Source organism: Pseudomonas fluorescens, assembly GCF_004683905.1.
GTDB lineage: Bacteria > Pseudomonadota > Gammaproteobacteria > Pseudomonadales > Pseudomonadaceae > Aquipseudomonas > Aquipseudomonas putida_A.
Map to the genome: position 1 here is coordinate 5,962,524 of NZ_CP038438.1, position 26,573 is coordinate 5,989,096.

Below are 26,573 nucleotides of genomic sequence, written 5' to 3' on the forward strand. Positions count from 1 at the left end.
CATGAGGTATCAGAAAACACATCTACAGCAACTCAACGAGCGTTGATCACGCCTCGGGCGCCAAAGCGCGGCGCTCACCCACCCTCGCCGGGATCTTCGAAGCCTTCCCCGCTTCAGACATTCGCGATGAGTATTGCTTGTATGCCGCCACCGCCCGCTCTTTATCGTTCAGGGCCCAATAACTGTCAGCGAGATTCAGATAAGCAACCGTCCTGTTTGGGTGGTTGGCAATCACTGCATTGAGCAACTCAATCGACTCAGCGTAGTAATCCGCCTCGCCCAGTAAAAACCCAAGGTCGTTGGACCAGCCGGGACGCTGCGGGTAGTAGTACTTTGCGACGATATAGCTTTCCGGGGGACAAGTGTCATGCGAGCCGCCGCCCATCAACGCGTAGCTCATCGTATCCTTGAAGGAAGAGTCATCACCCTTTCGGTAGGCTGCCAGCGCCATATCCAGCAAATCAGCCGAATCGACGGTCATCAATTTCTTTCTCACGCCCTTAATACTGCCAGTACGAGCAACCTGCAGCTTCTGCAGCGCTTCACGCCCATCGAAAGAAGCGAGAGTGATGGGGCCCAATGTCTGCACCGGCAACTCCACTACGCTGACAAGCGACCGGTCACAGGAGTCGTTGTTCGCCACTTCCAGGAGAGCTTTCAGCTCAAACTGCTTTGAACCTCTGTTGAAGGCGAACAACAGGTTGAAGTTATAAACCGCGTTATCTTCTTCGCTGGTTACTAGCGCGATGTAATCCCCAGCCTCAACGAACGGCTGCTTGACCACAGCTTCCTCAGCCTGTGGATCAATGACGGTCATGACGCCAGGGCGACCTTTGAGTACATGGACGCTGAAGACACCCTGAAGCGCAGACGAGTACTGACTCTTGATCAGAGGCAGCGCCTTCGACGTATCGAGCAATATGTCCTCATCACGTGCCTGTACCGGCGCAATCAACAACCGGTTAGAGGCCTCGTCCGCGTCTCCTGCCAGAACGAATATGTTCTGCCGTGATGCATCACCCAGCAAACTCGCAGGAATTTCCTTGAGGACTTGCGGGGTAGAAAATGCGTAGGAAGTGGATAAAAGCCCAAGGCTCAACACGATAAAGCGGAAGAACATATTCACTGTTTCATTCCCTGAATTTCAGATCGCTCAACGACGCGTTGCGAAATCTTCTGCGCTTTGCCGGCGGCACTCATCGCGTCGCGGTACTCGCGGTAATACCGCTGCGCTTCCTCTTGCCGATCAAGTCGCCACAGCGAATCAGCCATGTTCAGCATCAGCACTGTGCGTTTGCCGACAGCTTCAACGCCTCGATAAAACTTCATTGCCAACTCATCGTTACCGCCCTCGGCCAGATAAAAACCGAGGTCGTTGTAAGCCTGAACATTTTGCGCCGGGGGATGACACGCCATATAGGATTCCGGGCTTAAAAAGCTCAGGCTCCATTCGATGGACTCTGCTCGGGACTGCGCAGGCTTAATACTCGAAGAATTTTTCAGAAGGTCCTTTGGTGGCTTAGTCTCCAAGACAGGATTGAGTACCCCGCCCTCTTCAGAAACCCATTGATTACCCACCCATTTACCCTCACAAAACCGTTCGTAAGTCTCAGCAAGTACGCAACCGGTTTCCATCGAGATCACATCGCAATGTCCCTGTGATGTCGCTATTTCCTCGCCGTTCTCACCTATGACAACGCCGTACTCCACCGCAGTCGCCAGTAGAAATTTTTTGTCAGGGCTGAGCCACTCGGGATAGGCCTGAGCACCAATGCCGGCATGGAACAAGGGGAACGTTTGTCCATTCGCGGTGAACCAGGCGGTCGTAGATTCCACGACGGGCGTTGTCCATTTTTTTGCCTGGAACGTAACGGTGTTTCCGGCGGCTCCCACTATTGGCGGGTCAACGGCAAAGACATTGGCAGCGCTGAACAAACTGCCGATCATCAACACCCACTTAAGGCTGGCCATAGCTAATCCTTTTCGCCGTTAGCCGGCCTTTTGTTTTGTCAGGCACTTTGCATAGCCGTCCGCAAACTTGGCATCGAATGACAATGCCACTGGCTCCTCCAACTCCGCCGAGCTATTGAGCAATACACGGGTAGCCGGGGTGTATTTGATCCAGCCAATCGTGCCGGTGCCGTCGGTGTCGAAAAACAGCTGAGCGCGCACTACTTCACCGTCGTCCTCATCGATCAGCAAATTGACCTTGTCCTTGCCGACATAACGAAACGGAAAATCGCTGCTCCTGACAAGCTCAGTAAGGTAGCCGTAGCAACTCCCTTCGCTGGCAGTCGCGGTCAGTGAATGAGGTAATAGCGAAAGCGCAATCAGCACAGGCCGAATGAAAAACCGGTTCATCCACTCACTCCTCATCCATCGGCGGCGATTCCACGTCGGTCATGCTCAGCAGCCGAAACTCATTGTTCACAAACTCGTAGTAACGATCCCGATTACCACTTTCCAACGCATTCCCCTGCGCATCTTCTTCGCCGTCGAGCGTGATGCCGGAGACGATGATCAAGCGGCTATCTGGCTGGTAAACCATGCCAAAAGTGCTGCCGTCGTAAGCATTCGGCAGACCGCCAACTACTTCACCGGTCTGGGCGTCCAGCACTTCGCCGCAAATGGCGCTACCGCCACAGCCGAGCCTGTGCAGGATGTAATGGCCGGCGAAGTTGACCTTGCCTTTCAGGGCTTGTGCCCGCGCTTGGTCCATCATTGGGCTGCTGTTTTCTTGCGGCACCAGATTATGGTTGGGGCCGTTGAAAACTGGCGTGACGGTGTAATCCTTGAAGGTTGGATCTGCAGCGAAGGCCATGGCGGTTGAAATTGCCAAGAGACAGCCCGCTAACAGTGACAGCCAGTTCATACGCAACAACCGTCGTTTCACTTCGTATCCTTCGAATTCATCAATTCCAGTTCACCATCCCGATACAACACCTCACACCCCAACCACGCCGGATCCACCTGCGGCATCACCGCCGACGGCTTGCGCAACTCGCGCAACAACGTCGAACCATGGGACAACCGCCCGCCCATACGCGCAATCACCGCTCGTGCTGCTTGATAGTGCGCATGCCGCCCCGGATCTAGGGTGTCTTCCAACAAAATGTCCACGCCGAGAATGCCTTGCACTTGCCCCGGATAAATCATGAAACCGGTGGCCTGCTCCGCACCTTCGCGACCGTCCTGCCAGAAGCTGCCGTCGCGGGTGCGCACGTCGGGATGCGGCGCGAACCAATGTTCGCGATCCGCCATGGGCATGGCGTGGTGAAGACGGAAGAAGATGCGCATCAGGTTGTCGCGGTACCACTCGCGTACTTGCAGGTAGTAGCCGCGCAGGCCCGGCAGGCCGGTCGAATGCGCGAGGCGGATCAGCCCGGACCATTGCGGGAATGGCTGTAGCGGCAGTTCGCTCGACGCGGGTCGCGGGGTGGCCGGGTCGGTCTCCCACGGCAATCGATGCGGACTGTTTTCCAGATTGTCGTACGCGGTCGGCGGGCGGCCCAGCCAGTCGCCGCCACTGCTGGCCAGCGCCGTGGCGATGCACAGATTGCCTTGCACCACGAACACGTAGAACCGGGTGAACCAGTCCGCGAGTTGTTGGCCATTGGCACTTTGGGCGACCAGTTCGGCCAGCTCCCGATCGAAGCGCTGCAAACCGTTTTCAAGGTTCAGCAAATGCCCGCGAGCCTTGCGTTGCATACGCAAAAACAATGGCAACGAACGCAGTATCTTCAGCGGTTGCCATGGCAGATGTGGTGTCGCGCCACCGACTTCACCAGCGTAGTTACTCGCGCTGATGCCCCAGTCGGCCAACCGGGCGAGAAACAGATCGTTGTTGATGTAGGACGCGCCGCCGAACACAGCAGTGAACGGCTCGTTGTCCTGTAACACTCGCGCATCCCAGCGCGCCATGATCGCCGGGATACTCGCAGCGGCTCGGCGCTGGGCGTACTCGACCAGCACGCTCGGTTGCGGCGGCAGGATCTCGGCGATGTTCGCGGCGGTGAGGTGCCGGCGCCAGCCGTAATCGCTGATCGGCCGGTATTGCAGCAGCCAGAGTTGCGAGCCGTCCCAGGCCCATTCGACGTCGCCGGGCACGTAGTGGAACACGCGCAACACGTCTTGCAGAAAGCGCCACAGCAGGTCTTCGGTCAAGCCGTGGGACGGCGTGAACGTGCCGCTGCGCCACGCATCGCCGAGTCGCGAAAGCGTTGCTCGTGAGGGGCTGACGTGACCGTCGGCCAACGATTCGAGATGACCTTCAACCCATTCCAGTTCTACCGAGAGATGGCGCACGAACGAGATCCCGGAAACTACGGGGGTGATGAAGCGCTGCACCACCACTTCTTCGACGCCTTCGGCCGTCAGTTCGGCGATGCGTTTCGACACATTGGCGGTCGGCTCGCGCAGATAGGTTGTGCTCAAACCGGCATTTGCCGAATCGGCCTGATCCTCGCCATAACTGGAGGAGCGCACCGCCCAGGTCACGTCGGGTTGGGCAGCGAGAAATGCTGGCAGACGCGGATCATTGCAATCGTTGAGCGTCAGCGCCGCCGGCACCGCTTGCCGCGCCAGTTCAGCCAGGCGCAAACGCCCGCCCTTGGTGTGCGCAACAAACCCGCGCTCGCCCGACTCCAGCCATTGCGCGAACTGCGCGGGCGAGTCGATCCACGGGTAATGGCCCCAACCGGGTTTGAGGCTGATAGTCAGATCAGCGCGAGCGAGAATCGCCGACCACGCCGCCGCTTGCTCGATGCCGAGCACAGCGTCCTGATCGCCCCAGACCAGCTCGACCGGATCGGTGATCCACTCCAGCAATGGCAGCGCGGTGTCGGCACGGATCAGATCCCAGTGCGGCACAAACGCACGGCAGCGCGCATAACCGGCGCCCATGCGCTGGTACTGCGCGGGCGTCCAGGTCTGGTTGGAGAACTTGCGGGCGAACAGCGTGGGTTTGTTCGAGAGCAACCAGTGAATGGTCTTGCGAATCGGCAGCGGCGACATCAGTGCAGGCAACCGCCGCTGCCACAGAAACGCACCGACCGGCGCCAACAAAACGCTGCGGGAAAAGTGCCCCGGCCGACGTTGCAACGCATGCAACACCAGCAACGCATTGACCCCGACCGCCATGATCGCGCTGCCCTGCTGTGTCATCGCCAGCAAGGTCTGCGCGTAGTCCGCCAGATCCTCACAGGGCGGCTGCGGATTGGTGCCGAAACCCGGCAACTCCAGCGGCATGACGTCGTAGCGCTGAAAGTGCGGCAGCGCGTCATCCCACCAATCGGCGGCGCTGCCGTTGCCGGCCAACAGGTACATCAAGGGCTTGCTCATGAGCGATCCTCAGGTCAGGTCGCGCAGAGCGGCGTCGAGGGTTGGATAACGGAACGTGTAGCCAGCCTCGGTCAAACGCTGCGGCACCACGCGCTGACCGTCAAAGAACAACTGCGCCATCTCCCCTGCCAGCGCACGCACTGGCGCGGCGGGAATATGGAACCACACCGGACGCTTGAGGACCTTGCCGGCCTGCTCGGCGAACGCTGCCTGACTGACCGTTTCCGGCGCCACCATGTTGTAGGTACCGCGCAGACTGTCGTCATCGAAAGCCCTTGCGATCACCTGAAGCACATCATCGCGATGCACCCAACTCATGATCTGCCGACCATCGCCCATGCGCCCGCCGAAGCCCAAGCGGAACGGCAGCAGCAACGGCGTCAACGCGCCGCCCGGGCCGAAGACCACGCCGAGGCGTAGCACCACCTGACGCACGCCAAACTCAGTGGCCGGTTGCGCGGCGGCTTCCCAACGCGCGCAGAGTTCGGCCATGAAACCGTCGCCCTTGCTGGCGTGTTCATCGAGGCTTTCGCTGGCATCGCGCACGCCGTAGAAGCCGATGGCCGAGGCTTGAATCCACAGCGTTGGTTTTTGCTTGGTGTTCTTCAGCCAGGTCATCAACGCTTCGGTGGTGCCGACTCGGCTGGCGAGCAGTTGCGCCTGACGCTTGGGACTCCAGCGTGGGCCGGCGACGGGTGCTCCGGCGAGATTGATCACTACGTCGAAGGCTTCGTCGCGGCTGAGTTCGCTGAGCGAATGCACGCAGCGGACGCGGCCGTTGAATAGATTGGCCGCGTTCAACGGATCGCGTGTCAGGACGCTGACCGAGTGGCCCGCGTCGAGTAATTGATTGACCAAGGCTTCACCGATAAACCCGGTGCCGCCAGTGATCAGCACACGATTGAAAGCGCCGCCGGCAAACGGGTTGGATTGGCTCGGAGTCTTTACTGAAGGAGATTTTCGGCGGTCATGTCGATACAGCCAGAATAACGGCGGCACCAACACCAGCAATGCAAAACCATCTAGCCATAGATGCGACCAAACCTGTTGTTGCGCTGAGAGCCACATGTCCTGAGGCGCCCATAACAGGATGCCCGCGATCAACCAGCCCCAAACTGCCGGGGCTTTCAAGCGATTGCCCAAGTGCACCAGCGCGAGCATGTACAGCGAATAACTTTGCAGCGTCGCGCCGAACAGCGCGAGCCACCAGACTTGTTGTTCGTGGCCGGCAGCGGGTACTGCGTCGGCGCCCCAGAATGCGAGTTCGAGGGTGTGCAAATAGCCGTCGAGTAAACCGGAGTGACCGGCCCAAGTCAGGGTGAGGCCGGCGAGAATGTGCACGATTGAGGCGGCGTATAGCCAGAGTACTAACGCGGGGCGAAGGGAGATCGAGGGGGCTGGCATTCCGTGTCCTGAGCGCATTCCTTGGGGGTGGGGAGTTTAAAGGAAAATCGCGGTCGTCAGATGCTCAAGTATTAAACGTTCAAGCGCTGCGGATTCTGGCTCAGCGCATATGAAAACGCGTTAGCCATGGTGGTGGAACGCGTTTGATCACATCGAGGTGAAAAGGCGTCGGGCGCTATAAACGCCCTTCTTCACTTAACCGCACTAAAAGCAGCTGCTGGCCACTATCGGTTCGGCCACTTCGGACTGAAGTCGCTTAATCGCATTGATGCCCGAGTCGTTACCTTTGTCGGCAGCAAGCTGATAACAGGCCAAGGCGCGAGGAGTATCTTTCTTTCCTAGATCGCCGCTTTTCCAATAATCGCCTAACGAAACGAATGCGTGCGTTGATCCCATGGTGGTAGCACGAATCAACTCTTTTTCAACGTCCAGCGGGCGCTGGCAGGGTCCTGAACCGGCCAATTCATTGCCAAAACAATAGAAGCCAGCCAACGACTCAGCACCGCTCGGTGAATCAACGGCTGCTGCTTTGAAAAGAGCCTCAACTTTGCCGTATTCCAATTGCGGGGCCATACCCGACAGACTCAGCCCAGCCGCAGCCGAACTGGATATAGGATCGCCTGAAGCGGCCGCGCACAGGTAATTTTCCAAAGTCGCCTCAAAAAGTTCTCCTGTCAGCCGGTATTGCTCAAGGCCGCCCAAGCCAGCAAATCCTTGTCCGCGCTGCCAACAGAAATTCTCCGCACGACTCATTTTCCGCGTACTGGCTACAGAAAGCTCTTTATCAGGAATCGACCAGTCCTCAACCCCATCAAGCGTCCAGCAGGACTTCCGCGAAAAGTTGAAAATCTTGATATTGCTGTTGCCGGCGCGTTTATCCACAACGTTAACGTGGCGGTCATCCACCTTCTCGATCTCTATTCCTTCCACTTTCCCATCGGGCACAGCCACCATTAAGGGAAACGCCATATCGCGTCCCACCTCCGCAGTAACGTAAGTCACAATCCGCCCTATATCCGACGTCCCCTTTAATACCAGCAGCTTCACGGCCTGCGCAGTTAGTCGCTTCTGCGACTCGACATTAGCGGAGAATGCTGGAAGAAACTGTGCAAAGTCTTGCGTAGGGCACGAGCCACGTCCAATTGTCGGGCCACTCCCGGTATCGGACGCGATATTGTCCAAAAACACTGAACGGTCGCGACTCATACTGGCGATGCAATTGTTCACCGCTGACACATGCGCCGAAGAGCCCGGTTCCGTCTCCAACGCATCGACCTGGCAATCGGTATCGCGCAGTTTGATCCAGGCGCGCTGAGCCTCCTGAACCATTGACTTTTGGCTCGCCGCAAGAACTGGATCGGTTTGATACCCACCCTCGAGCCGAACCATCAGTTCTTGATAACTGGTATTCAACTGTTTATCTGCAGCAACCTTGGCACTCACAGAACATCTTTCCCTCTGAGAGTTCGTAGTGATATCGGCACATGCATCGTCAGCAAATGCATGTCCCCCCAACAGAGATAAACCACCAATCAGCACGGTGGGAAGCACCGGAATAAGATATTTACTCAAGGCAAATTCCAACAATATTTTGCGAAAGTGTATTTTAAAGTCGTGCTTATTCTTCAAGGGAGATAGCCATTTTCAGAGTAGATCCATTCAGATAAACGACTGCTTCGCGCCCATTAATATCGACAGGGGTAGGATTCTGGATCATTCCTTCATCACTAGCCTTCGCAATTTTTGTTAACGTCTTATCCGCAACATTGGCACGCCAAATAGTTTCATCACCATTCTTGAAATAAAACGTCGGCCGTGACTTGCTCCAAATCGGAGCATATATATTCCAACCAGCCTCGAGCCGACCAGCCTGCGCTATCGTTTCATACCCTGGGGTGTGCGAGTAGTACGCTTGCAATTTTCCATACTCACCACCCCAACCGAATGTCAAACCACTAACAGCATTTTCATCAGTATTTGGCCACTGCTGGAACAGCAAACTGCTTTCCAATGGCGGAGATTTTGAACCGAGCTTATAGACCATCCCCCGCAGCTGATTCTTGGAGAGCTGCTGTCGATAGTAAAACGCCCCATCCAAGATTCCCGCGAATCTTTTCCCTTCGTCGTTTGAACCCAAACTCAAAGCACCGTCAAAACCGATATCTTTCGCAATCGTGTGCAATACCGGCCTGTCGTTGCGATCAACGTACTCATATAAATTACCCCTGTACGCAATCATCGCCGCATCAAAATGCCCTTCAAACACGATGACATGCAACATGCCTGAAATTGTTTCTGCGGAGATCACAAATCGTTCGACAGCCCCTTTTTCATTGGGAAGCCATGCTAAATCAATGACCTTCCATGAGCGCTCAAACTGTGTGTACGGCTTATCACCCAACATTAACTTAATATCTTTCTGATTTTTCCTAGGCGCAATAGGAACCGGCGACAGAAAGCGTATCTGCCGAACATAAGAGTCCTCTAAACACTCCACTGACTCACAAGAGTTACGCTCTGACTCAAGCCATTCACTTTCGATTATTTGTAAAGCTCGCCGATTTTTTATCGGTTTGAAGACCTCACTGAGCTTTTCGTCCATTGCGGACAAAGAAGGAGAACTACAAATTTTCCTCTCTACGTTCGTCGAAGCTTTGCCACAGTCGAAACTCGCAGAAAATGCGACCGAACTGAATAGCAAAAAGGTTAACGATAAAAAGCAGGGGAGCGAATATAAATTTTTCAATGAATCAGCCATAGGAGAAATTTTCCCACCATCGAAACGGATACGTTTACGCTCCGCCTCAAAATCAAAGAATGTTGGCGCAACAAATAAATCCGCCCCCTCTCACAGTCAAGACATGCTGTCCATCAGCGCCATCGCCGCAAAACTAGCGGACGACATCGAAGGCTCGAAGCGCTCCGTAGCGGTGGTCCTTGCCCGAATTGCCGATGGTGCACAAATTATAGTGGAACGCGCTTTGGATCATTTGGAAAAATTGATAGCGGTGAGGCAGACAGTGAATACGTAAGAGGTACCTGTGGGACGGACTAAAAAATAAATCCGTCCCTTTTTCTTGCGTCCCTTTTCCTTAATAAAAAGATCCGTCCCTTTTATTCGTTTCTCTCACTTTCTCCCATCACAAAGTCTCACTTAAAATCTTCAGCACTTTTCGGGAGGAGAAAATAGGGGACAGACCACGTTTTTCGGATTCTACTAAAAGGTGGTCTGGCCCTATTTCACTACTCTTAACCACCAAGCTCAGCAATCAAAAAATCGGAATCTGAAAACGCATCCTTCCCATGCACCGATCTTTAGCTTCGCCGAATAACCGGGATGTTATCGCGCAGTTTTCTTCTGCATATCCTTTCCAAACCGGTCCAAAATCCTCGTTACCACCGACAAATTTCAAAGCTTCCGAATAATTCATAGCGGTGGCTTTTTCATTAACTAGCGATACGGCTTTATAAAAACCATCTCCTATGACCCCGGTGCGAAGATAAACAAGTTCGGCAACACGAAAACTCGTCAACTGTTTCTTACACGACAATTGCTCAATCGGAGACTCTCCGCCCTCTTCATCATCGTTTTTGCAGTATTCATCCCTAAGGGTTATCCATTTTTTTTGTGTAGAAAGCAGCGCCGCTTTATTTGATGAATCGAGCTCGGCAGACAAAGCTTTGTATTGCTCATTCAGAACTTTATCAATTTTTTCAAACGATTTCTGGGAACAGTTGACAATGTCAGGATTTGTTGAATTGACGGTGTTACAATCAATATCGGCCGACGCAACGCCGGCATAAAGAAATACCGTCGATAAAACAGAAAATATTTTCTTCGTCACTTCCAGCAATTGCATTTCAACGCCTCCTCAAAAAAAACCGCTTCTTTTTCACGTCTCGTGGCTACGCCGGCGGTATTAGGATCATTCTCCCAAAGCCGCTTCATGCTACGTAGCCGGGATGGAATCAGTTCGGGTTTATCGTTATCGAAATCTTCTTTTATCTGTTTCATCTCTAGCCGCTTCAATGCCTTAGCGGGCGTATTCCCTGATAACGAATTGCCTCGATTGACTACAAGAGAAAGTAATACACCCTGACAATCCGGATGCAAATTTATAGCTTTAGGGTATACGTCAACAACTTGTTGCGCATACCGTTTCTTCATAATTACAGCTAACTTTAAAGCGTTATCCTTACTAATGGATATCGAGCTGACGTTGTGCACATAGTCGCGCGCATCCTGACCTTTCTTGCCAAGAGCCCCTTTTAATCTTTCTATTTCTTCAGGGGTATACAGATCTTTAAGCTCTGCATCAACTCTCGCCGCTGTTTGCTGCCCCAGATCGTAACCATAACCTATCGTTATTCCACTGCTGGCATCGGACAAAGCATATGGATGTTCCCGATAAGCTTCGATTGCTAACAGAAATTCAAATAGCTTCTTGGACACCACATATGGCCCGACCGTTGTATCGAGGGTATAGACTTCGGCCTTGCACTTCTCAGGACAGCCGGACAAGAAACCGCCCAACAAACCAAGCAAATGAATATGCTGAACGTTATTATCACTGGTTATGCCATGTTTCCCAACCAGCTTATCCCACCAACTCAAGCGTTCAATTCTAAGTTTTTCTTCCACCCACTGCTGATGAGGATCCGAGACACTATGCCCCATCAGTTCGTCCAGCGAATCCCACTTTTCTCTTTTGAACTGCCACTCGCTTTCGTAACGCGTAACCATTTGAGATATCGGCTGAGAAAACCAAGGTTTGCTTAACACTTCCTTGATTTCTGCGGGTGTAAGTTTGTTGTCGCTGTTTTTATCGAGCATCTTGTACAGACGCTGCTTAGCGGGACCGTCATTGGCGTTTCCAATGTTTGGCAAATATGTCGCTCGCTCTTCCTCGGTCAAATTTTCCTGAGCATGGAGAGATGCCGCGAGGTGGTCCGCATTACTGACAGTTTCTTCGATGAAACTGAAACCTTCCCACTCAAAGGGTGAATGCCGCGATAACTTGGTATCTGGCTCTGCAAACCATCCATTGAGCTCATTCCCGTCGGCATCACCCAATAACCCGTCCAGGCGCCACCACAACGTATAGGTAGTGTTTCCTCCCATGACAACAGGAACCTTTATTTTTTTCTCGGCGGGTAGAGCCTCCAGCATTCCGACGGGAATCAGAAAATCATAGCCAACCGTTTTGTGTGGATCAGTCACTTTAGGTGGATTGGAAGGACCCATTCCTTCCATATGAGTAACCACCACGCTGCCTTTCGGAATTTTCACTAACGTTTTTTCAGCTGCTGGCAGTCCCGCAGCTTTCTCTTTGCTCTGCGCGGTAAAGGCTTTCACGTCTTCACAGCTGAACATCTCTACGTGCAGTAGATTTTTGGGGGCTGAATCGGAGTGATTCTGATACTTCCCTACATGTCCAATCAGACTGCCCGCGGTAATCGGGAATGGAGTCGCCAAGACATGCACGGCGTCCTTTTCGGCTGGCTCACTCTTGGCCTCAAGTAGCCCTTCCCAGACATATCCAAGCACCTCCCCCGCTGCCAGCGGCGGAACAGCGTTCCCACTGACGATCTCCAGCAGTTTCTGGTACTTACCACGCGTCCCGTCGTTTCCGATTTTAACTTGCGTACCGTGCGGCAAAATTGCTTTCACAGCGCCTGACTGGCTAGCAGAGGCGCGTACGACAAGACCTTTCTGTGGTGGAGTCATTGGGTCTTTGGCAGCGGCTCCAATGACATAAGTATTGGGCGTTGAACCTGCGGTCATCTCTCTTTTGAACACCCAGCCTGTACCTGGCGGCAGGGCGCCACTGGCTGGCGTGACGCTGACAACCTTGAGCCAACCATTGTGCTCTTCGCCTGTCTCGACAACCGTGCCGCGATTCAAAACTGTCAAGACCGTTGCATACCCGGGCTTTCCTCGTGGTTCCTGGCGGACACGCAAGCCCAGAAGTTCATCGTTGGCAGTCGCCTTGACCTGCAACGTACCGCCGCTCCAAAAGACCGGCCGCGGCAGTGCCGGGGTTTCTTCGTAGCTTTTCCATTGCAACAAATGCATATACAGGCTGAAAAAGGTAAGACTCGGGCCGGGAACGGGTGCTGCAGGAGGAGATCCCGCAGGTACCGCCGGCGCTGGCGGCATCGACACTTCCAATCGGTGTTTGACCAATACAAAGCCAGTGGAAAAGTCGGACTGGCTTGTACCGAAATTCGACTTGGGATAGATGCTATCGATTCGATAGGCAACCACTTCACCGTCCGCTATGCATCGGACTTCTGTCGAGTCCTGCACCAGACCCGAATCTTCATCGAAATGCACGCCGCCATGCCAAAGCCCATTGGCCCCCAGCGGATAGTAACCATCCTTCGCTTTGGCTAACGCCTTGTAGAACTGTTGCGGATCGGTCGCTTCGGCCGTCCCTACTTTCAAGGGATACGACCATTTTTCTACTTTCTTGGTTGTCTCTGTCATTACCAATTACCTGAATTCTGATCCCTGGTGGCTTGGATTGCCGTCGATGTCTTAGCCAGAAAAATTAAGCATCCGCTTCGGTTTGCGTTTGATCTTCTCTTCAGACGCATTCAACAACGCCTGATCCATCAAACTCCCCGCCTTATCCTTATCCGCCGCCCCCGGCAGTACCGGCGGTTTAATCCCGATCCCAGTCCCACTCCCCGGCGAGCCCCCGGCATTAATCTTCACCACCGGCCCAACCACCGTCACACCACCGCCATCGAGTTTGATAAAGCTCCCACCCCCAAGAATGGTCAGCTCCGTCCCCGCCTCGATAACAATCTTGTCCCCAGCCTTGAGGTGAATCTCTTTGCCCACGCTGGTCAGTTGCGCCGTGCCCAGTTTCACATGCTGGTTCTGCCCAACCGTGAGGTGATCATCCAGCTTCGCTTCAACTTTGCGGTCGGAAATCGTGGTGCGGTGTTCTTCAGCCTTGAGCTCGGTGTAAGTGTTCTTCACCACGGTGTCGTGACGTTCGTTGCCGACACGAATCTTCTGGTCGTGCTCGATGTTCTCGTCCCAGTCGCGCTGGGCGTGGATGTAGATCTGCTCCGCACCTTTCTTGTCTTCGATGCGCAGTTCGTTGTAACCGCCGCCACCCGGGGAGCTGAGGGTTTTGAAGACGCTGCGGGTTTTGTTTGCCGGCAGGGCGTACGGCACCGGGTTTTCCTTGTGGTACAGGCAGCCGGTGACGAGGGGTTGGTCGGGGTCGCCTTCGAGGAAGGTGACGAGGACTTCCATGCCGACGCGCGGAATGCTGATCGCACCGTAGCGGTCGCCGGCCCAGGAGCTGGAGACGCGTAGCCAGCAGCTGGTTTTGTCGTCGGCGAGGCCTTCGCGGTCCCAGTGGAACTGGACTTTGATGCGGCCGTATTGGTCGCAGTGGATTTCTTCGCCTTTGGGGCCGGTGACCATGGCGGTCTGGCTGCCGAGCACGCGTGGTTTCGGGTGTTCGAGGGCTGGACGGTAGAACACGTCCCACGGGGTGGCGAGGAAGGTGTTGCGATAGCCCTGGTGGAAGTCGTCCTTGTTGTCGGTGGTGTCGCTGGTCACGCCTTCTTCGAGGACTTGCGGCTGTTTGCCTTCGTGGAAGATTTCGGTGAGCAGCCACAGGTCGTTCCACTCGCTGCGCGGGTGGTCGGACAGGGCCATGAAGTGGCCGCTGACCAGTTTGGTCTGGTCGCCGCGACCTTCGGCCTGGCGGTAGTCGGCGCGGTGGCGTTCGAGGGCACGCTGGCTGAGGAACTTGCCGCGCGCACGGTCGATGAAGCGGCCCGGGTAGTCGTAGTCTTCGAGATCCGGTTCAGTGCTCTCGCCATCGGGTTTGTACGCGGCTTCCATTTGCAAGCGCGGTTTTTCAAAGTCGTAATCGCGGCGCGTGGTGCGGCTGGTGCGGGTTTCCAGGCGTAGCTTGAAGCCTTTGATCACCGGTTCTTCGGCGACCATGCCGCTGCCCTGTATGTAGGCGGTCGGCTGGCCGAGGTCGGGGAACACCGTCTGGTCGTCGCCGAACACCAGCAGGTGAGCTTTTTCGCTGTGCTGGAAGTGGTAGTGAATACCCTCCTCTTCGCATAGACGCTGGACGAAGTGCAGATCGGTTTCGTCGTACTGCACGCAGTAGTCGCGATCCGGGCACGGCTGGCTCAGCTGGAAGCTGTAGGCGTTGCCCTTGATCCCGTGTTCGTCGAGGATCAGCGCGATGATTTTCGGCGCCGACATCTGCTGGTAGATGCGCTGGTTGGTGCGGTGATGCAGGTATTGCAGTTGCGGCACCAGCGAGACCTTGTAGCGGGTCAGGCGCTTGCCGGCATCGCCCTGGGCGACGCGGTAGATCTGGCCGTGAATGCCCGAGCCCTGTGGATCGAATGCGAGAAACGCCTGTTTGTGCAGGAGCTTTTCCAGATCCAGATCGGGGTTTTCGCTGACCAGTTCGAGGTCGAAACGAAACGGCTGGCTGATGCCTTCAGTGCCGGTGAACGACAGCACTTGCAGGTCGCCCACGTAGTCTTCGACCTTGAGGCTGAAGTGGGTTTCGTTAGCTGGGTTGAACATAAAGCGCTCCCTGTTCGAATGTCGTCCGTTACGCCCGAAGTCGCAACCGTTGCAGCCAGGACGAAGTGGCGCCCAAGGCGTCACGCAATTGTTGGGCAGTGACGGTGCGTTCTGCCGCATTGAAGCTCAGCGCGGTTCGCAGCGCTGGCCAGCCGTGTTTCGGTAAGTTCGCCGGGGCTTGCAGCTCGCGCTCCAGGTGCTCGTCGCGGGCCTGGGTCGAGGGCAAGCGGCGGAACGGGTGTTTGCCGCTCGCCAGTTCATAGATCACGCAGGCCACGCCGTACACGTCCGCGCTGGCCGACAACGGTTGGCCCTCAAGCAGTTCGGGGGCGGCGTAGCCCGGGGTCCAGGCGTTGAAACGCTCGCGGCTCAGGTGCGGCAGGCCGGGCAACACGCCCTCGTCTGCCTGACCGAGACCGAAGTCGAACAGGCGCAGGCCGTCTTCGCTGAGCATGACGTTGCTCGGTTTCATGTCACCGTGCAGCACGCCGCGACGGTGGGCGTAGGCCAGCGTATCGAGCAGCGGCAGCGCGATGTCGCGCGTTTCTTTCCACGGCAGGCCGAGGGGCCGCTCGCAGAGCAATTTGTCCAGGGTCAGGCCACGCATGTATTCCATGGTGATGAAGGCCCGCTGGCAGTCGGTGTCGACTTCAAAAGTATGTGCACGCACGACGTTGTCGTGGCGCAGGCGTCGGGTCAGGGCGAACTCGCTGTAGAGCAAGGCACTGGCGTCCGGCGATTCGGCAAATTCTTCGCTGAGGATTTTCAGCGCAATGTAAGGGTCGGGATCGCCGAACTGTTCGTGCAGCAGATCTCGCGCCCGATAGACCGCGCCCATGCCGCCCGCCCCGAGCAGACGCTCGAGGTGGTAGCGGCCGGCGAGTACGTCCGGCAGTGCACCGATGCTGGCCTTGGTCGGCGCCAGCAGCGGCTCGGCGTTGTTTGCCTTGGCGAAGGCGAAGTAGGTCAGGTTGCTGGCCTGCTCTTCGCTCATCAGCAAATCATCGACTGAGGATTCGATTTCAGTCATTGGCGGATCACCACGGCAGTCAGGTTGTCCCGGGCGGCGCCACGCAGGGCGCCGTCGAACAGACGTTCCAGCGCCACGTGCGGCGCGCTGAGGCTGAGGGCGTTGCCGAGGGCATCGCTGCTCAGGCCCTGATACAAACCATCGCTGCACAACAAAAACGCATCGCCCGGATAGACCTCGAGTTCGAGGACATCCAGGGTCAGCTGTTCGGCCGCACCGACGGCTCGGGTCAAGGCCTGAGCCGCCGGGTGCGCTGCCGCCTGTTCGACGCTCATCTGTTGCTCGTCGATCAGTTGCTGTTGCAGCGAATGATCCTTGGACAGCTGATACAGCCGCTGCCCGCGCCACATATAGCAACGGCTGTCGCCAGCCCAGATGCAGGCCGCGCGATTGCCCTCCACCAGCAGCGCCACGACGGTGCTGCCCATGATGCTGTCGTGGCGTCCGGCGGTGACCGTCAACTCCTGCCCCAAGCGCCGGTTCAACCAGTGCAGGCACTGGCGGATGGCTTTGAGGCGTTCGTCGAAGTCCTCGTGCTGCGGCAGTTCAGCCAGGCTGGCGACGATCAGCTGGCTGGCGATGTCGCCACCCTGATGACCGCCCATGCCGTCCGCGACCACCCACAGCCCCTGCTGTGGCGAGTCGAGGAAGGCATCTTCGTTGCGCGCCCGCACCTTGCCCGGGTCGGTACGCGCCGCGCTGCGCCAGGGACTGGCCACCAGCATCAGAGCTGCACCGGCATACGGAAGGTACGCAGCACGCCCATGTCGAACGGGTTCGGCGTGCGCTGGCTGGTCAGCAGGTAGTTGGCACGCAGGCCACCCACGTCGGCTTTCAGCACCAGCACGTCGCGACCGGTCAGATACTCGGTCTGCATCAGGTCGAACAGACGGAACAGCGACCATGGGCCGGAGTTCTTCTCGATGCCGATCGGACGCCCCGCCATCTTGTCCATCACCAGGCTGGTGCGACCGTCTTCAGCATCGGTCGGCCACTTGAACGTCATTGGCAGGATCGGACCGTGGCGGTACTCCATGGTCTTGTCGCCGAACTTGAACTCGGAACGGCTCACCGCCGGATCGAGGGTGTACGGCTCCAGTTTGAACTGCACGGTCGGCTCGGCCGGGTTGATCGAGAAGAAGCTCTGGCGAATGGTCAGGGCTGCTGCCATCTGGTCGAGGTACATCTTCGACACCGGCAGGCTGTGACCGTCGACGCTGCGCATCCGGTAGTTGCCCGGATCACCGCTGACGAACGGACGCATGTAGCTGTCGAAGAAGCGATCGACGGTGCCTTGAGCGCGGAAGAACTCGCGGAAGTCGCTGATCGCCACGTCGCTGGTGCTGCTGGCGCTGAACGGATAACGCTTGCTGATGGTTTTGCCATACACGCTGTACAGCTCGTTCTGATAACGGCCGTTCAGGTATTGGTAAGCGTCGTTGAGCACCAGGCGCCACGAGTCTTCGGCCAGCACGTTGAACCACACGCTCAGCGGACGCGGCAGGCGACCCGAGGCCGCACGCAGGTTGGTCAGCGCATCACGCTGGCCGCTCATGCGGGTTTTCGCCATTTCGAACGCGGCTTGTTCCGGCGTGCTGGAACGGGCCAGACCGGACAGTTGCAGTTGCAGGTCGTTGAGCGCGCTGATGGCCGGGGTCAGGTCAGCGGCCGGGCCGTTGTTGTCATCGAGCAAACGGTGCAGCGGCTCGAAGCGGCGTTGCAGCGACTTCTTCGCGGTGTCCGGCAGGCTTTTCGCCACGGCCATCGCCGAAGCCTTGTCGGCGACAGCCGAGGCCAGTTTGCCGACCTTGCCCAGTTTGCCCTTCTGCCCGGCCAGTGCATCGGCGGCATCACCGGCCTCATCCACCGGATCGGCAGCGGCCGGGAAGCGCGTGTTCTCGCGCACTTCAGTGAGCAACGCCAGCACCGGCGAGTTGGCCGAAGTCAGGCCCGCCAGTTGCTCGGCGCCTTCACCGGCGTCGCTGATCGGCGGCAAGGCCACCTGGCCAACGGCTTCGCTCCAGTAGTTGGCGTAGTCGCGGAAGTACAGTTGCTCCAGCTCGACCATCAGGCGACGCAAGTCCATGTCGCTGATGCCCGCGCCTTCGCCCAGCACCCAGTTGTCACGCAGGATGTCGGTGACCAGCGCCGAACCCTGCACCGAGAAGTACTGCTGATAACCCTGCTGGGTGTAGAAGCCCGGGATCACGTATTCGGTGCCGATGAACAGCGAGCCTTGCGGGCCGAGGTGTTGGCTGAAACGGTACTCCGGCAGGTTGCGCGCCTGCTCGCGGAGCATGCGGTAAACCACGGTGGCCAGCGATTCGGCGCGCAGCACCTGACGTGCCTGAGTCACCAGTTGATCGTTCAGCGGGTAGATGAACGGCTGCTTCAGCAGGCGCTCAAGGTGAGTGTTCAGACCATTCTGCACCGCGGTGTTGCCGGTGTAGCGCTGCGACCAGTCAGTGGCGACCCAGTCCTTGAGCCACACCGCGTCACGACGGTCTTTCATGTTCAGCATCAGGTACGCACGCAGGCTGTTGAGCAGCTTGTCGCGGTCCTTCATGTTGGCGCGGATCTGCCCTTCGAGCATCGTCGCGACCCGTGGCAGCAATTGCGCTTCGAGCTCATGTTCGTAGGCTTGCTTGACCACCGGATTGACGTCTTCGCCCTGATACAGACCGCCACGCTCGTGGTACGAAACGTCGCCTTTCTTCGGGAACACCTGAGTTGCGGCATAGCTGGTGTCGAGGGTTTTCAGCACGCCCATCGCATCATCACGCGGGGTCAGCGCCGAACGCTGCTGAGTCCAGTTCTGCGCCAGCGTGCGCAGGTTTTCCAGACGCTCATAGTTGGCCGAGAAACCACCGGCCCAGAGCATGCCGAACAGCGCCAGTGCCGCCAGTGCGCCAACGTACAACGCACGCTGACCCCAATGGATACGGCTGCGTTCGCGCTTGTCGAGGCCGGCCAGATCCGACTCGGGGAAAATCACCCGACTGAACAGATGATGGATGAAGCGCGAACGGCCACTGCGCAGGGTTGGCAGCACACCGGCATTCATGCCGAGGTTGGCGCCGATGCCGGCGGTGGTTGCGTCCATTTCCTGCGTCAGGTGCGGAGCGCTGGTCAGGTAGAAACCCCGCAGCAGCGACGCGCGCTGATACCGGTTGCCAGTGAACGCCATGTCGACGAACAGGCACAGGCGCTCACCGATCTGCCCCAGTTGATGCGGGAAGTCGAGGATGCGGCCACGGCGCTGGGTATCGCGCTCGGAGTGCATGCGCATGATCACCTGATTGTTCAGGCGCCGCAGCAGCTCTTCGAATTCGCCGCGCAGTACCGCGACGTCGGTGCCGACCTGATCCTTGCGGAAACTGGTGCCCAGCACCTGATCGCTTTCTTCGCGGGTCAGTTGATCGAAGAACTCGTCGAAACCGAGCAGCTTGTCCGCCTTGCTCAGTACCAGATACACCGGCACATCGACGTGCAGTTTCTGATAGACGTCTTGCAGACGACCGCGCACCTGGCGCGCCAGGGTGTCGATGTCCTGCTCGCTGCCACCGATCAGGGATTCCACCGGAATGGTCACCAGCACACCGTTCAACGGACGCCCGCGACGACGCTTGCGCAGCAGTTCGAGCAGGGTGGTCCAGGCACTGCCGTCGACTTCCGCGTCCGGCTGGGTGGTGTAGCGCCCGGCGGTGTCGATCAGCACACCGTGATCGGCGAAGTACCAGTCGCAATGACGGGTGCCGAGGGTGTCACGGGTCAGCTTGCGGTCGATCTTGTTGATCGGGAATTCCAGCCCGGAGAAGTCCAGCAGACTGGTCTTGCCGGAAGCCTGCGGACCGATCAGCAGGTACCACGGCAAATCGTTGCGCCAGCGTTCGCTGCGGCCGCGATACAGGCTCGAAGTCTTCAGGGTTTTCAGCGCGTCCTTGAAGCGCGCCTTCAACTCTTTCTGCTCTTCTTCGATCAGCTCGTCACGACGGATGCGATCCTGGCCATCTTCGGTTTCTTCGACGGCTTTCTTGCGGATGCCCGCGCGCCAGCTGACGAAGACCATGGTCAGGCCCCAGATCAGGAACAGCACGGCGATGGTCAGCAGACGCGAGGTCGCGCTTTCCCAGAACTTGTAGTCATCCACCGCCAACAATGGGCCGACGAACCACACCAGCAGCGCCACGAACAGCACCAGCAGCAGAGTCCAGACCCAGGTCTGGTGCAGGAAGGCGCCGACTTTCTTGAAAAACTTTTTCATCACACGTCCCTGTTTACGGCTGCGACTGCGGTTGCACCGCGGCCGGATCAAGCGGCTGATAAGGTTGCAGAACGGTGTCGCGCTGCTCGCCCAGGACCCAGGCGAAGCCCGAATACATCACCACCAGGCAGACCAGCGTGAACAGCACCACCATCCACGCCGGCACGATGCGCACCAGGTTGCGGCGCTGGTCGTTGAGGCCTTCCCAGTGCGGCGACAACTCGCGCGGCACGTCGCCACGCAACTGACGGATCTGCCGGTACAGGGCGTCGCGGATGCCTTCAAGCTCAAGCATGCCACGGGCCTGCACGCGGTACTTGCCCTCGAAACCAAGGGACAGGCACAGGTACATCAGCTCGAGCATCGGCAGGTGTTTGACCGGGTTCTTCGACAGCCGATCGAGCAGCTGGAAGAACTTCTCGCCACCGAACGTCTCGTTATGGAAGCTGCTGAGCAGGCTCATCTGCGACCACTCGCTTTCGTTGCCCCACGGCGTGGTCACCACAGCTTCGTCGACCACGGTGCAGAGCACGTAACGCGCGGCCATCACCTGGCTGCTTTCGGCGCCGTTGTGCAACGCGCGCACTTCAAACAGCTTGAGCCCGGCGGTCAGGCGCTCGTTGAGCGCGTAGAGGTCTTCGCGGGTTTCGCTGTGCTTGAGGCGCACCACTTCCGAGAGCAGTTCGGACGACGCCGCCACCAGCGAATTCAGGCTGATGTTGAACGCCTCCGCCGGGCGCAGGCGCGCGGCGTAGATCATCCGTTCTTCCAGTTGCTCGAAGCGCGGCGGCGCGGCGAAGTCGGTCAGCGGACTGGCTGCCGGTCCGTGGCCCTGACGATCGAGCAGGACGGTTTTGTCGTCCTGGTTGTAATCCGTTTCCTTGATCATGTCGGTCAGTTCCTGATGGCCCAGAATTTCAGTTCAAGCTCGGCGAATTCGCCGGACACGTGGAACGCGAAGCCGCCGGAGCGCTCGAGTTGCGCCAGGTCTTCGGAACTGAGTTCGAGGATGAAGTAGGTTTTGTTCGAGTGGAACGCGATCTGCCGCGGGGCCACCGGCAACGGTTTGACCTTGATCCCCGGCAAGTGCAGGTTGACCAGTTGGCGGATACGCTCCACCGGGCCGACCTTGAGGTGCGCCGGCAAGCGGTGGCGCAGTTCTTCGGAGTCGCAGTTGGCACTTGCCGCCAGCACGAACGATGCCGAGCCGAGCAGTTTGTGGTCGTGCAACGGCGACACGATGATGCCGTACTGACGCGCTTGCAGGATCAACTCGATGGCGTGCTGTTCCAGCACCATCGACAGCACCTGACGAATCGCTTCCATCAGTTTGCGGAAGCTCGCGCCCTGATCGGCGTGGGAATAGCGGCTGTCCAGACGCGGGCGCTTGCTGTCGCTGGAGAAGGTCGCCAGATCACCGAGCATGGTCAGCAGCGTGCGGTACAACTCTTCCGGGTGCACCTGCTCCAGACCGAGGTAGTGGCGCAGCAGCAGTTCGGTACGGTTGATCAGTTGCAGCATCATGAAGTCACCGACTTCCGCGCCACCGACCTTGCCGTTGGAGCGGATCCGCTCGGCAATCGTGTCGCCCCGGTGGTTGAGCATGCTGATGACTTCTTTGAGGCACGACAGCAGATAGCTGGAAGCATGAGCCTGGATGTAGGTCGGCACGAAATCCGGATCGAGGCTGATCACGCCGTCCGGCGTGGTGTCGAGCACGTCGCAGATCTTCAGCTTCACGTAGGCCTGATCGCTCTGCTGCTCGCCGAGCAACAGTTTGAAGTCCGGGCGGCCACAGCTGACCTGGCTGGCGGAATCATCGCCGGCGTTGGAGTCGGCCACTTCGGCGTCGTACGCGGTGTAACGTGCGAGCACGTCGGACTGCTCCGGGCGGCGCGCTTCGATGTGGTTACCGGTGACCAACGGCAGCGCCAGGTAAATCGGCGTGTTACCGGTGTTCGGCGGCACGTCCAGCGCCAGCGGCTCGGTGTTGCCGCCGAGTTCGAACAGGCTGCCGTCCGGCAGGATCCCCGAGGCGGCACTGATCACCAGTTTGCCCATGTTGAGGAACTGCAGGTCGATCTCCAGATTGAGGAAACCCCAGGTGTAGCCACCCAGCAACTGGGTGCGGGTTTTCATCTGGTGATCGTAATAGCGATCGTTGTGCTGGAAGTGCTGCGGCCGCAGCAACATGCCTTCCTGCCAAATGACTTTATGGGTATTCATGTTCAGTCATCCGCCTTGGCGAGCGCTTCATGGGTGTTGCGGATACCGGCCTGATCGAGGGTCAGATCGGCCTCGGTCAGCTCCAGCGGGGTGACCTGAACGGTGTAGCGCCACTTGGTTTCCGGCAGATCGCGGTAGGCGGCGAGAACGCCGACGTAGCGGCTGCCCTCCTCCACGCTGAGTTTCATTTCCACGGTTTCACCCGGGCGCAGTTCGAGTTCTTCGCTGGCCACCAGATCCGGGTTGAGGGATTCCTTGGCGCGCTCGTAGAGGCTGAAGAAATCAGCGTTCTCGAAGGTCACCGGGTGCTTGAGCTCGAACAGGCGCACGACGATCGGCGAAGGACGGCCGTTGAGGTCCGGGTTGAGCTGATCGCTGCCGGTCAGCTTCAGATTGATCTTGGTCACTTTCGAGTACGGCGACAGCGACGAGCAACCGGCGAGCAGCACCAGCACGGTGAGCGCAGTCAGCGTCTTGAAAAAAGCGGTCGAGCGGCGAGACATGCGCATCATCCTTGGTGGTCGGTGTGGAGGGTGGAGATCAGGCGGATCTGTTCTTCGTAGGCCTGGGCGAAGTCGCGGGCCAGCAGACGCTCGCTCCAGTCATCGTCCTGACGCAGTGCCTGGTGGTAACGGCCGAACGCTCTCCAGCGTCCGCCCGAGGTGGCGATCAACGGTTTGTTGTCGCGCTCGAAACGCAGGGTCAGTTGCTCTGGCGAGAAGTGCTCCAGAGTGCCGCGTACGGCGGCCCGGCTGGCGGTGAGCAAAGCCACCTGATGCGCCTGCAGATCGCGGAACGCCCGAGAGATCGCCTGCTCGGCCGGCAGATGACCGGGCTTGTGCGGCTGTAGCAGAATCTGCAGCGCTTCGCTCGGATCGACGGCGAATTTCAGCGGGTTCTTGTTGGTGCCTTGCACGGTGGTCTGGGCCAGACGCAGTTCATTTTTCAGCTCCGAACGAGTGCGCAGGCTCTGCTGCAAACCGCCGATGCTCTGGCGCAGCAGACGCGCGGCGTTCAGCGCCAAGGCTTCGCGGGCGTCGTGATCCAGGCCTTTGACATCCACGCCCAGCGCCGCGCCGAAATGCTCCCAGAACCCTTCGCTCTGACGCTCGACGGCTTTCGGGGCCGGAGCTGGCTCGGGTTCAACCGGGGCGATCAGCTCGGGCACCATCAGGCTTTCCATGTCGATGCGCGCGTAGTCGGCACGCTGACGGGAGTCCTCGGGCTTGGCCATCGGCGCCAACAGTTCGTCGATTTCCGAATAGACGCGCTCCTGCTGTTCGATCGCGTTCAACGGATCGAGGTCGAGGAAGGCGTCGTCCGGAATGATGCTGCCGGCGGCACGCGGACGGCCAACTTCGCCGTCGAAGGTCGCCGGATCGCGCACCAGCCGTGCACGAATCTCGAAGTCACCGAGCACGTAGGTGCTGCCGTGCTCGATGCGCACCGGTTCGCCCTTGTGCAGGCGTGCGCCGCTGCCGCCGTCCTGGACGCCGTTGCTGCTGGTGTCGGTGAGGAAAAACGTGCCTTCGCGGTAGCTGACAATCGCGTGGTGATTGGACAGGTGACGCTTGCGGTCAGGAATGATCCAGTCGCAGTCCTCGCCCCGCCCGATCACGCCGCCAGCCTGTTTGAAGGTCTTCTGGCACAACTCGGTGGGCACGAACTGCTTGGTGTTCAGCATTTCGAAAACCAGTTCCATGTTTGATGCTCCTTGCGGTCACTTGCCGCGATTGACCGCTTGCGGATCACCCAACGGGCGATAGTCGTTGTCGTTGAATTTGTAATTGCCGCTACAGCCGCCAAGGCCGCATAGAACGACGAGGGTCAGCAGGACAGCGTGCCAGTGACGAACAGACATCAGAGGGTCTCCAGGGGTAGACAAAGCACAAAGCGCCGACCCTTGCGGGCGGCGCTGAAATTAATTCTTTGAGTGGTCTCTAAGGCTCTACATCGGGGCCTTGAGCCAGACCACCGAGGCGTACGCACCTCCTGTGGCAAGTGAGCAATTTGTGGCGAGGGGACTTGTCCCCGATGGGCTGCGAAGCAGCCCCAAAACCTGATTACCGGTTCTTTCAGGAGAACCGCGTTTGCTGGATTACGGCTGCTGCGCGGCCGATCGGGGATAAATCCCCTCGCCACAGAGAAGCCCTTCAAGACAGGAGTTGTGCAAACGGCAAGAGCCAGGTTCAGATCAACCATCGAAGTCACCCAAATTGATATTCAGGCGCCCGAGGCGGTAGAGCAGCGTGCGGCGTGGCAGGCCCAGTTCGCGGGCAGCGAGGGTCTGGTTGCCGTCGTTCTTGCGCAGGCAGTCGAGCAACAACGTGCGTTCGACTTTTTCCAGGCGTTCGCGCAGATTCAGGCCGCTGTGGTCTTCGGGCATCGGCTCCATGCGCAGGGAGAAATGCTCGGCCAGCAACTCGCCGCCCTCGCACAACAGCACCGCGCGTTCGACCAGTGCCTTGAGTTCGCGCACGTTGCCGGGGAAGGTGTAACCGGACAGGTGCTCCAGCGCCGCGCTCGACCAGCGCACCGGATCACGCTGCAAATACGCGCAGGTCTTCTCGGCGAAGTGCTGAGCCAGTTCGAGGATGTCGCCTTCGCGCTGACGCAGTGCCGGCAGCTCGATCGGAAACTGCGCCAGTCGGTAATACAGGTCCTCGCGGAATTTGCCTTCGCTGACCAGCGTCGACAGATCGCGGTGGGTCGCGGCGATGATGCGCACATCGATCTTGTGCGTGTCGTTGGAACCCAGCGGGCGAATCTCGCCCTCCTGCAACACCCGCAGAATCTTCGCTTGCAGCGACAGCGGCATGTCGCCGATCTCGTCGAGCAACAGCGTGCCGCCGTTGGCCGCATCGAACAGCCCCGCGCGGTCACGGTCAGCGCCGGTGAAGGCGCCTTTGCGATAGCCGAACAGCTCGCTTTCCAGCAGGTTTTCCGGGACGGCCGCGCAGTTCTGCACGATGAACGCCTGAGAGCGGCGCGGGCCGCAATCGTGAATCGCCCGGGCCACGACTTCCTTGCCGGTGCCGGTCTCGCCGCGCAGCAGCACGGTGTACGGGCTGTGCAGGACTTTGCTGATCAACGAATGGGTCTGGCGCATGGCGGCGCTTTTGCCGATCAGGCCATAGCCGTTGATGCTCGGCACACTGCGCGCCACCGTGGCCGATTCGGCCGGCGGCTGGCGCAGACGCTGCAGCAAGTGCAACTGACCAAGGACGAACGAGCCGAGCTGGCCGAGTGAATCGGCAAAACCCTGCAGGTCGACGTGACGACGACTGGCGCACAGCAGCAGGCCTTCAACCGCCTTCTGCTGATTGACCAGCGGCACGCACAGCAGCGATTGCCAGGCACCAGCGGTGGCCGGCAGGAAACTGGTTTCGTGCAGGCTGGCGCCCAGATCATCGAGGCAGACAACGCGGTTCTGGCACAGGGCAAACTGCAGCAGTTGCTCACCGTTGTAGTCCGCCGGCAGGCTGGTGGCGGCGCGCGGTTGCAGCGCGCCGTCGAGGCATTCGGCGTTCATCCCCAGGCAGGTGTGGGTGGCGTCGAGCAGGTACAGCTGGGTCAATTCGCAACCGCTCAGTTCGGCCAGCCCACGCACGAAGTCACCCAGCAGCGCAGCACCGTCCGCCGCGCGCGACAGGCTGGCGAACTGCGCCAGCAAGGCTTCGGCATAGACCAGTGGCTGCGGCACTTGAGTGAACATCACACCCACC

The 26,573-nt window shown here is 58.4% G+C and carries 21 protein-coding genes; 1 reads left to right on the forward strand and 20 read right to left on the reverse strand.

All coding sequences use genetic code 11. The features are described from left to right. Positions 1-46: 46 nt before the first annotated feature. From E4T63_RS27675 to E4T63_RS27710, 8 genes are all read right to left on the reverse strand, one after another. Positions 47-1,120, reverse strand: coding sequence for a tetratricopeptide repeat protein (locus E4T63_RS27675; RefSeq protein ID WP_135296960.1), 1,074 nt, complete (start codon positions 1,118-1,120; stop codon positions 47-49). Positions 1,121-1,122: 2 nt separating this feature from the next. Beyond that, positions 1,123-1,971 (reverse strand): tetratricopeptide repeat protein, encoded by an 849-nt coding sequence (locus E4T63_RS27680; RefSeq protein WP_135296842.1) that lies wholly within the window; start codon positions 1,969-1,971, stop codon positions 1,123-1,125. 18 nt (positions 1,972-1,989) lie between these two features. Then, positions 1,990-2,361, reverse strand: a complete 372-nt coding sequence (locus tag E4T63_RS27685) for a hypothetical protein (RefSeq protein ID WP_135296843.1) — start codon at positions 2,359-2,361, stop codon at positions 1,990-1,992. Between the two features lie 4 nt (positions 2,362-2,365). After that, a complete protein-coding gene (locus E4T63_RS27690) occupies positions 2,366-2,821 on the reverse strand; it encodes a hypothetical protein (RefSeq protein WP_167797108.1) in 456 nt (151 codons plus the stop codon). Between the two features lie 68 nt (positions 2,822-2,889). Beyond that, positions 2,890-5,340, reverse strand: a complete 2,451-nt coding sequence (locus tag E4T63_RS27695; protein ID WP_135296844.1) for an alpha/beta fold hydrolase — start codon at positions 5,338-5,340, stop codon at positions 2,890-2,892. A gap of 9 nt (positions 5,341-5,349) precedes the next feature. Then, a complete protein-coding gene (locus E4T63_RS27700; protein ID WP_135296845.1) occupies positions 5,350-6,744 on the reverse strand; it encodes a TIGR01777 family oxidoreductase in 1,395 nt (464 codons plus the stop codon). Positions 6,745-6,948: 204 nt separating this feature from the next. Next, on the reverse strand, positions 6,949-8,316 hold the full coding sequence (locus E4T63_RS27705; RefSeq protein WP_135296962.1) for a lysozyme inhibitor LprI family protein: 1,368 nt from the start codon (positions 8,314-8,316) through the stop codon (positions 6,949-6,951). 46 nt (positions 8,317-8,362) lie between these two features. Then, positions 8,363-9,148, reverse strand: a complete 786-nt coding sequence (locus tag E4T63_RS27710; RefSeq protein WP_245223411.1) for a hypothetical protein — start codon at positions 9,146-9,148, stop codon at positions 8,363-8,365. A 169-nt stretch (positions 9,149-9,317) separates the two neighbouring features. Between E4T63_RS27710 and E4T63_RS28780 the strand changes: the two genes are divergently transcribed. Continuing rightward, a complete protein-coding gene (locus E4T63_RS28780; protein ID WP_245223413.1) occupies positions 9,318-9,776 on the forward strand; it encodes a DUF6124 family protein in 459 nt (152 codons plus the stop codon). Between the two features lie 237 nt (positions 9,777-10,013). On the opposite strand, the gene E4T63_RS27720 is transcribed toward E4T63_RS28780, so the two are convergent. The 12 genes from E4T63_RS27720 to E4T63_RS27780 all read right to left on the reverse strand — a co-directional run bounded on the left by E4T63_RS27720 (position 10,014) and on the right by E4T63_RS27780 (position 26,563). Next, the gene (locus E4T63_RS27720; protein ID WP_135296847.1) at positions 10,014-10,604 is read right to left on the reverse strand and encodes a lysozyme inhibitor LprI family protein; all 591 of its coding nucleotides are present in this window, start codon (positions 10,602-10,604) and stop codon (positions 10,014-10,016) included. Then, entirely contained in the window at positions 10,586-13,234 is a 2,649-nt protein-coding gene (locus tag E4T63_RS27725) for a pesticin C-terminus-like muramidase (RefSeq protein ID WP_135296848.1), read from the reverse strand. The genes E4T63_RS27720 and E4T63_RS27725 overlap by 19 nt, the downstream gene beginning before the upstream one ends. Before the next feature lie 51 nt (positions 13,235-13,285). Then, entirely contained in the window at positions 13,286-15,328 is a 2,043-nt protein-coding gene (locus E4T63_RS27730; RefSeq protein ID WP_135296849.1) for a type VI secretion system tip protein VgrG, read from the reverse strand. A gap of 28 nt (positions 15,329-15,356) precedes the next feature. Continuing rightward, a complete protein-coding gene (locus E4T63_RS27735) occupies positions 15,357-16,358 on the reverse strand; it encodes a serine/threonine-protein kinase (protein WP_098966298.1) in 1,002 nt (333 codons plus the stop codon). Beyond that, positions 16,355-17,083, reverse strand: a complete 729-nt coding sequence (locus E4T63_RS27740; RefSeq protein ID WP_027610389.1) for a PP2C family protein-serine/threonine phosphatase — start codon at positions 17,081-17,083, stop codon at positions 16,355-16,357. Before E4T63_RS27740 ends, E4T63_RS27735 begins: the two co-directional genes overlap by 4 nt. Continuing rightward, positions 17,083-20,622, reverse strand: coding sequence for a type VI secretion system membrane subunit TssM (gene tssM / locus E4T63_RS27745; protein ID WP_135296850.1), 3,540 nt, complete (start codon positions 20,620-20,622; stop codon positions 17,083-17,085). Before tssM ends, E4T63_RS27740 begins: the two co-directional genes overlap by 1 nt. Before the next feature lie 13 nt (positions 20,623-20,635). Beyond that, positions 20,636-21,511 (reverse strand): type IVB secretion system protein IcmH/DotU, encoded by an 876-nt coding sequence (gene icmH / locus E4T63_RS27750; RefSeq protein ID WP_003229559.1) that lies wholly within the window; start codon positions 21,509-21,511, stop codon positions 20,636-20,638. A gap of 5 nt (positions 21,512-21,516) precedes the next feature. Beyond that, a complete protein-coding gene (gene tssK / locus E4T63_RS27755; RefSeq protein WP_007962327.1) occupies positions 21,517-22,848 on the reverse strand; it encodes a type VI secretion system baseplate subunit TssK in 1,332 nt (443 codons plus the stop codon). Between the two features lie 2 nt (positions 22,849-22,850). Then, the gene (tssJ, locus tag E4T63_RS27760) at positions 22,851-23,351 is read right to left on the reverse strand and encodes a type VI secretion system lipoprotein TssJ (RefSeq protein WP_007962325.1); all 501 of its coding nucleotides are present in this window, start codon (positions 23,349-23,351) and stop codon (positions 22,851-22,853) included. Between the two features lie 5 nt (positions 23,352-23,356). Continuing rightward, on the reverse strand, positions 23,357-24,550 hold the full coding sequence (tagH, locus tag E4T63_RS27765; RefSeq protein WP_135296851.1) for a type VI secretion system-associated FHA domain protein TagH: 1,194 nt from the start codon (positions 24,548-24,550) through the stop codon (positions 23,357-23,359). 18 nt (positions 24,551-24,568) lie between these two features. Continuing rightward, the gene (locus tag E4T63_RS27770; RefSeq protein WP_003229566.1) at positions 24,569-24,709 is read right to left on the reverse strand and encodes a hypothetical protein; all 141 of its coding nucleotides are present in this window, start codon (positions 24,707-24,709) and stop codon (positions 24,569-24,571) included. A 333-nt stretch (positions 24,710-25,042) separates the two neighbouring features. Further along, positions 25,043-26,563: a sigma-54 interaction domain-containing protein gene (locus tag E4T63_RS27780; protein WP_097089472.1), complete on the reverse strand. Its 1,521-nt coding sequence runs from the start codon at positions 26,561-26,563 to the stop codon at positions 25,043-25,045. Between the last annotated feature and the right edge of the window lie 10 nt (positions 26,564-26,573).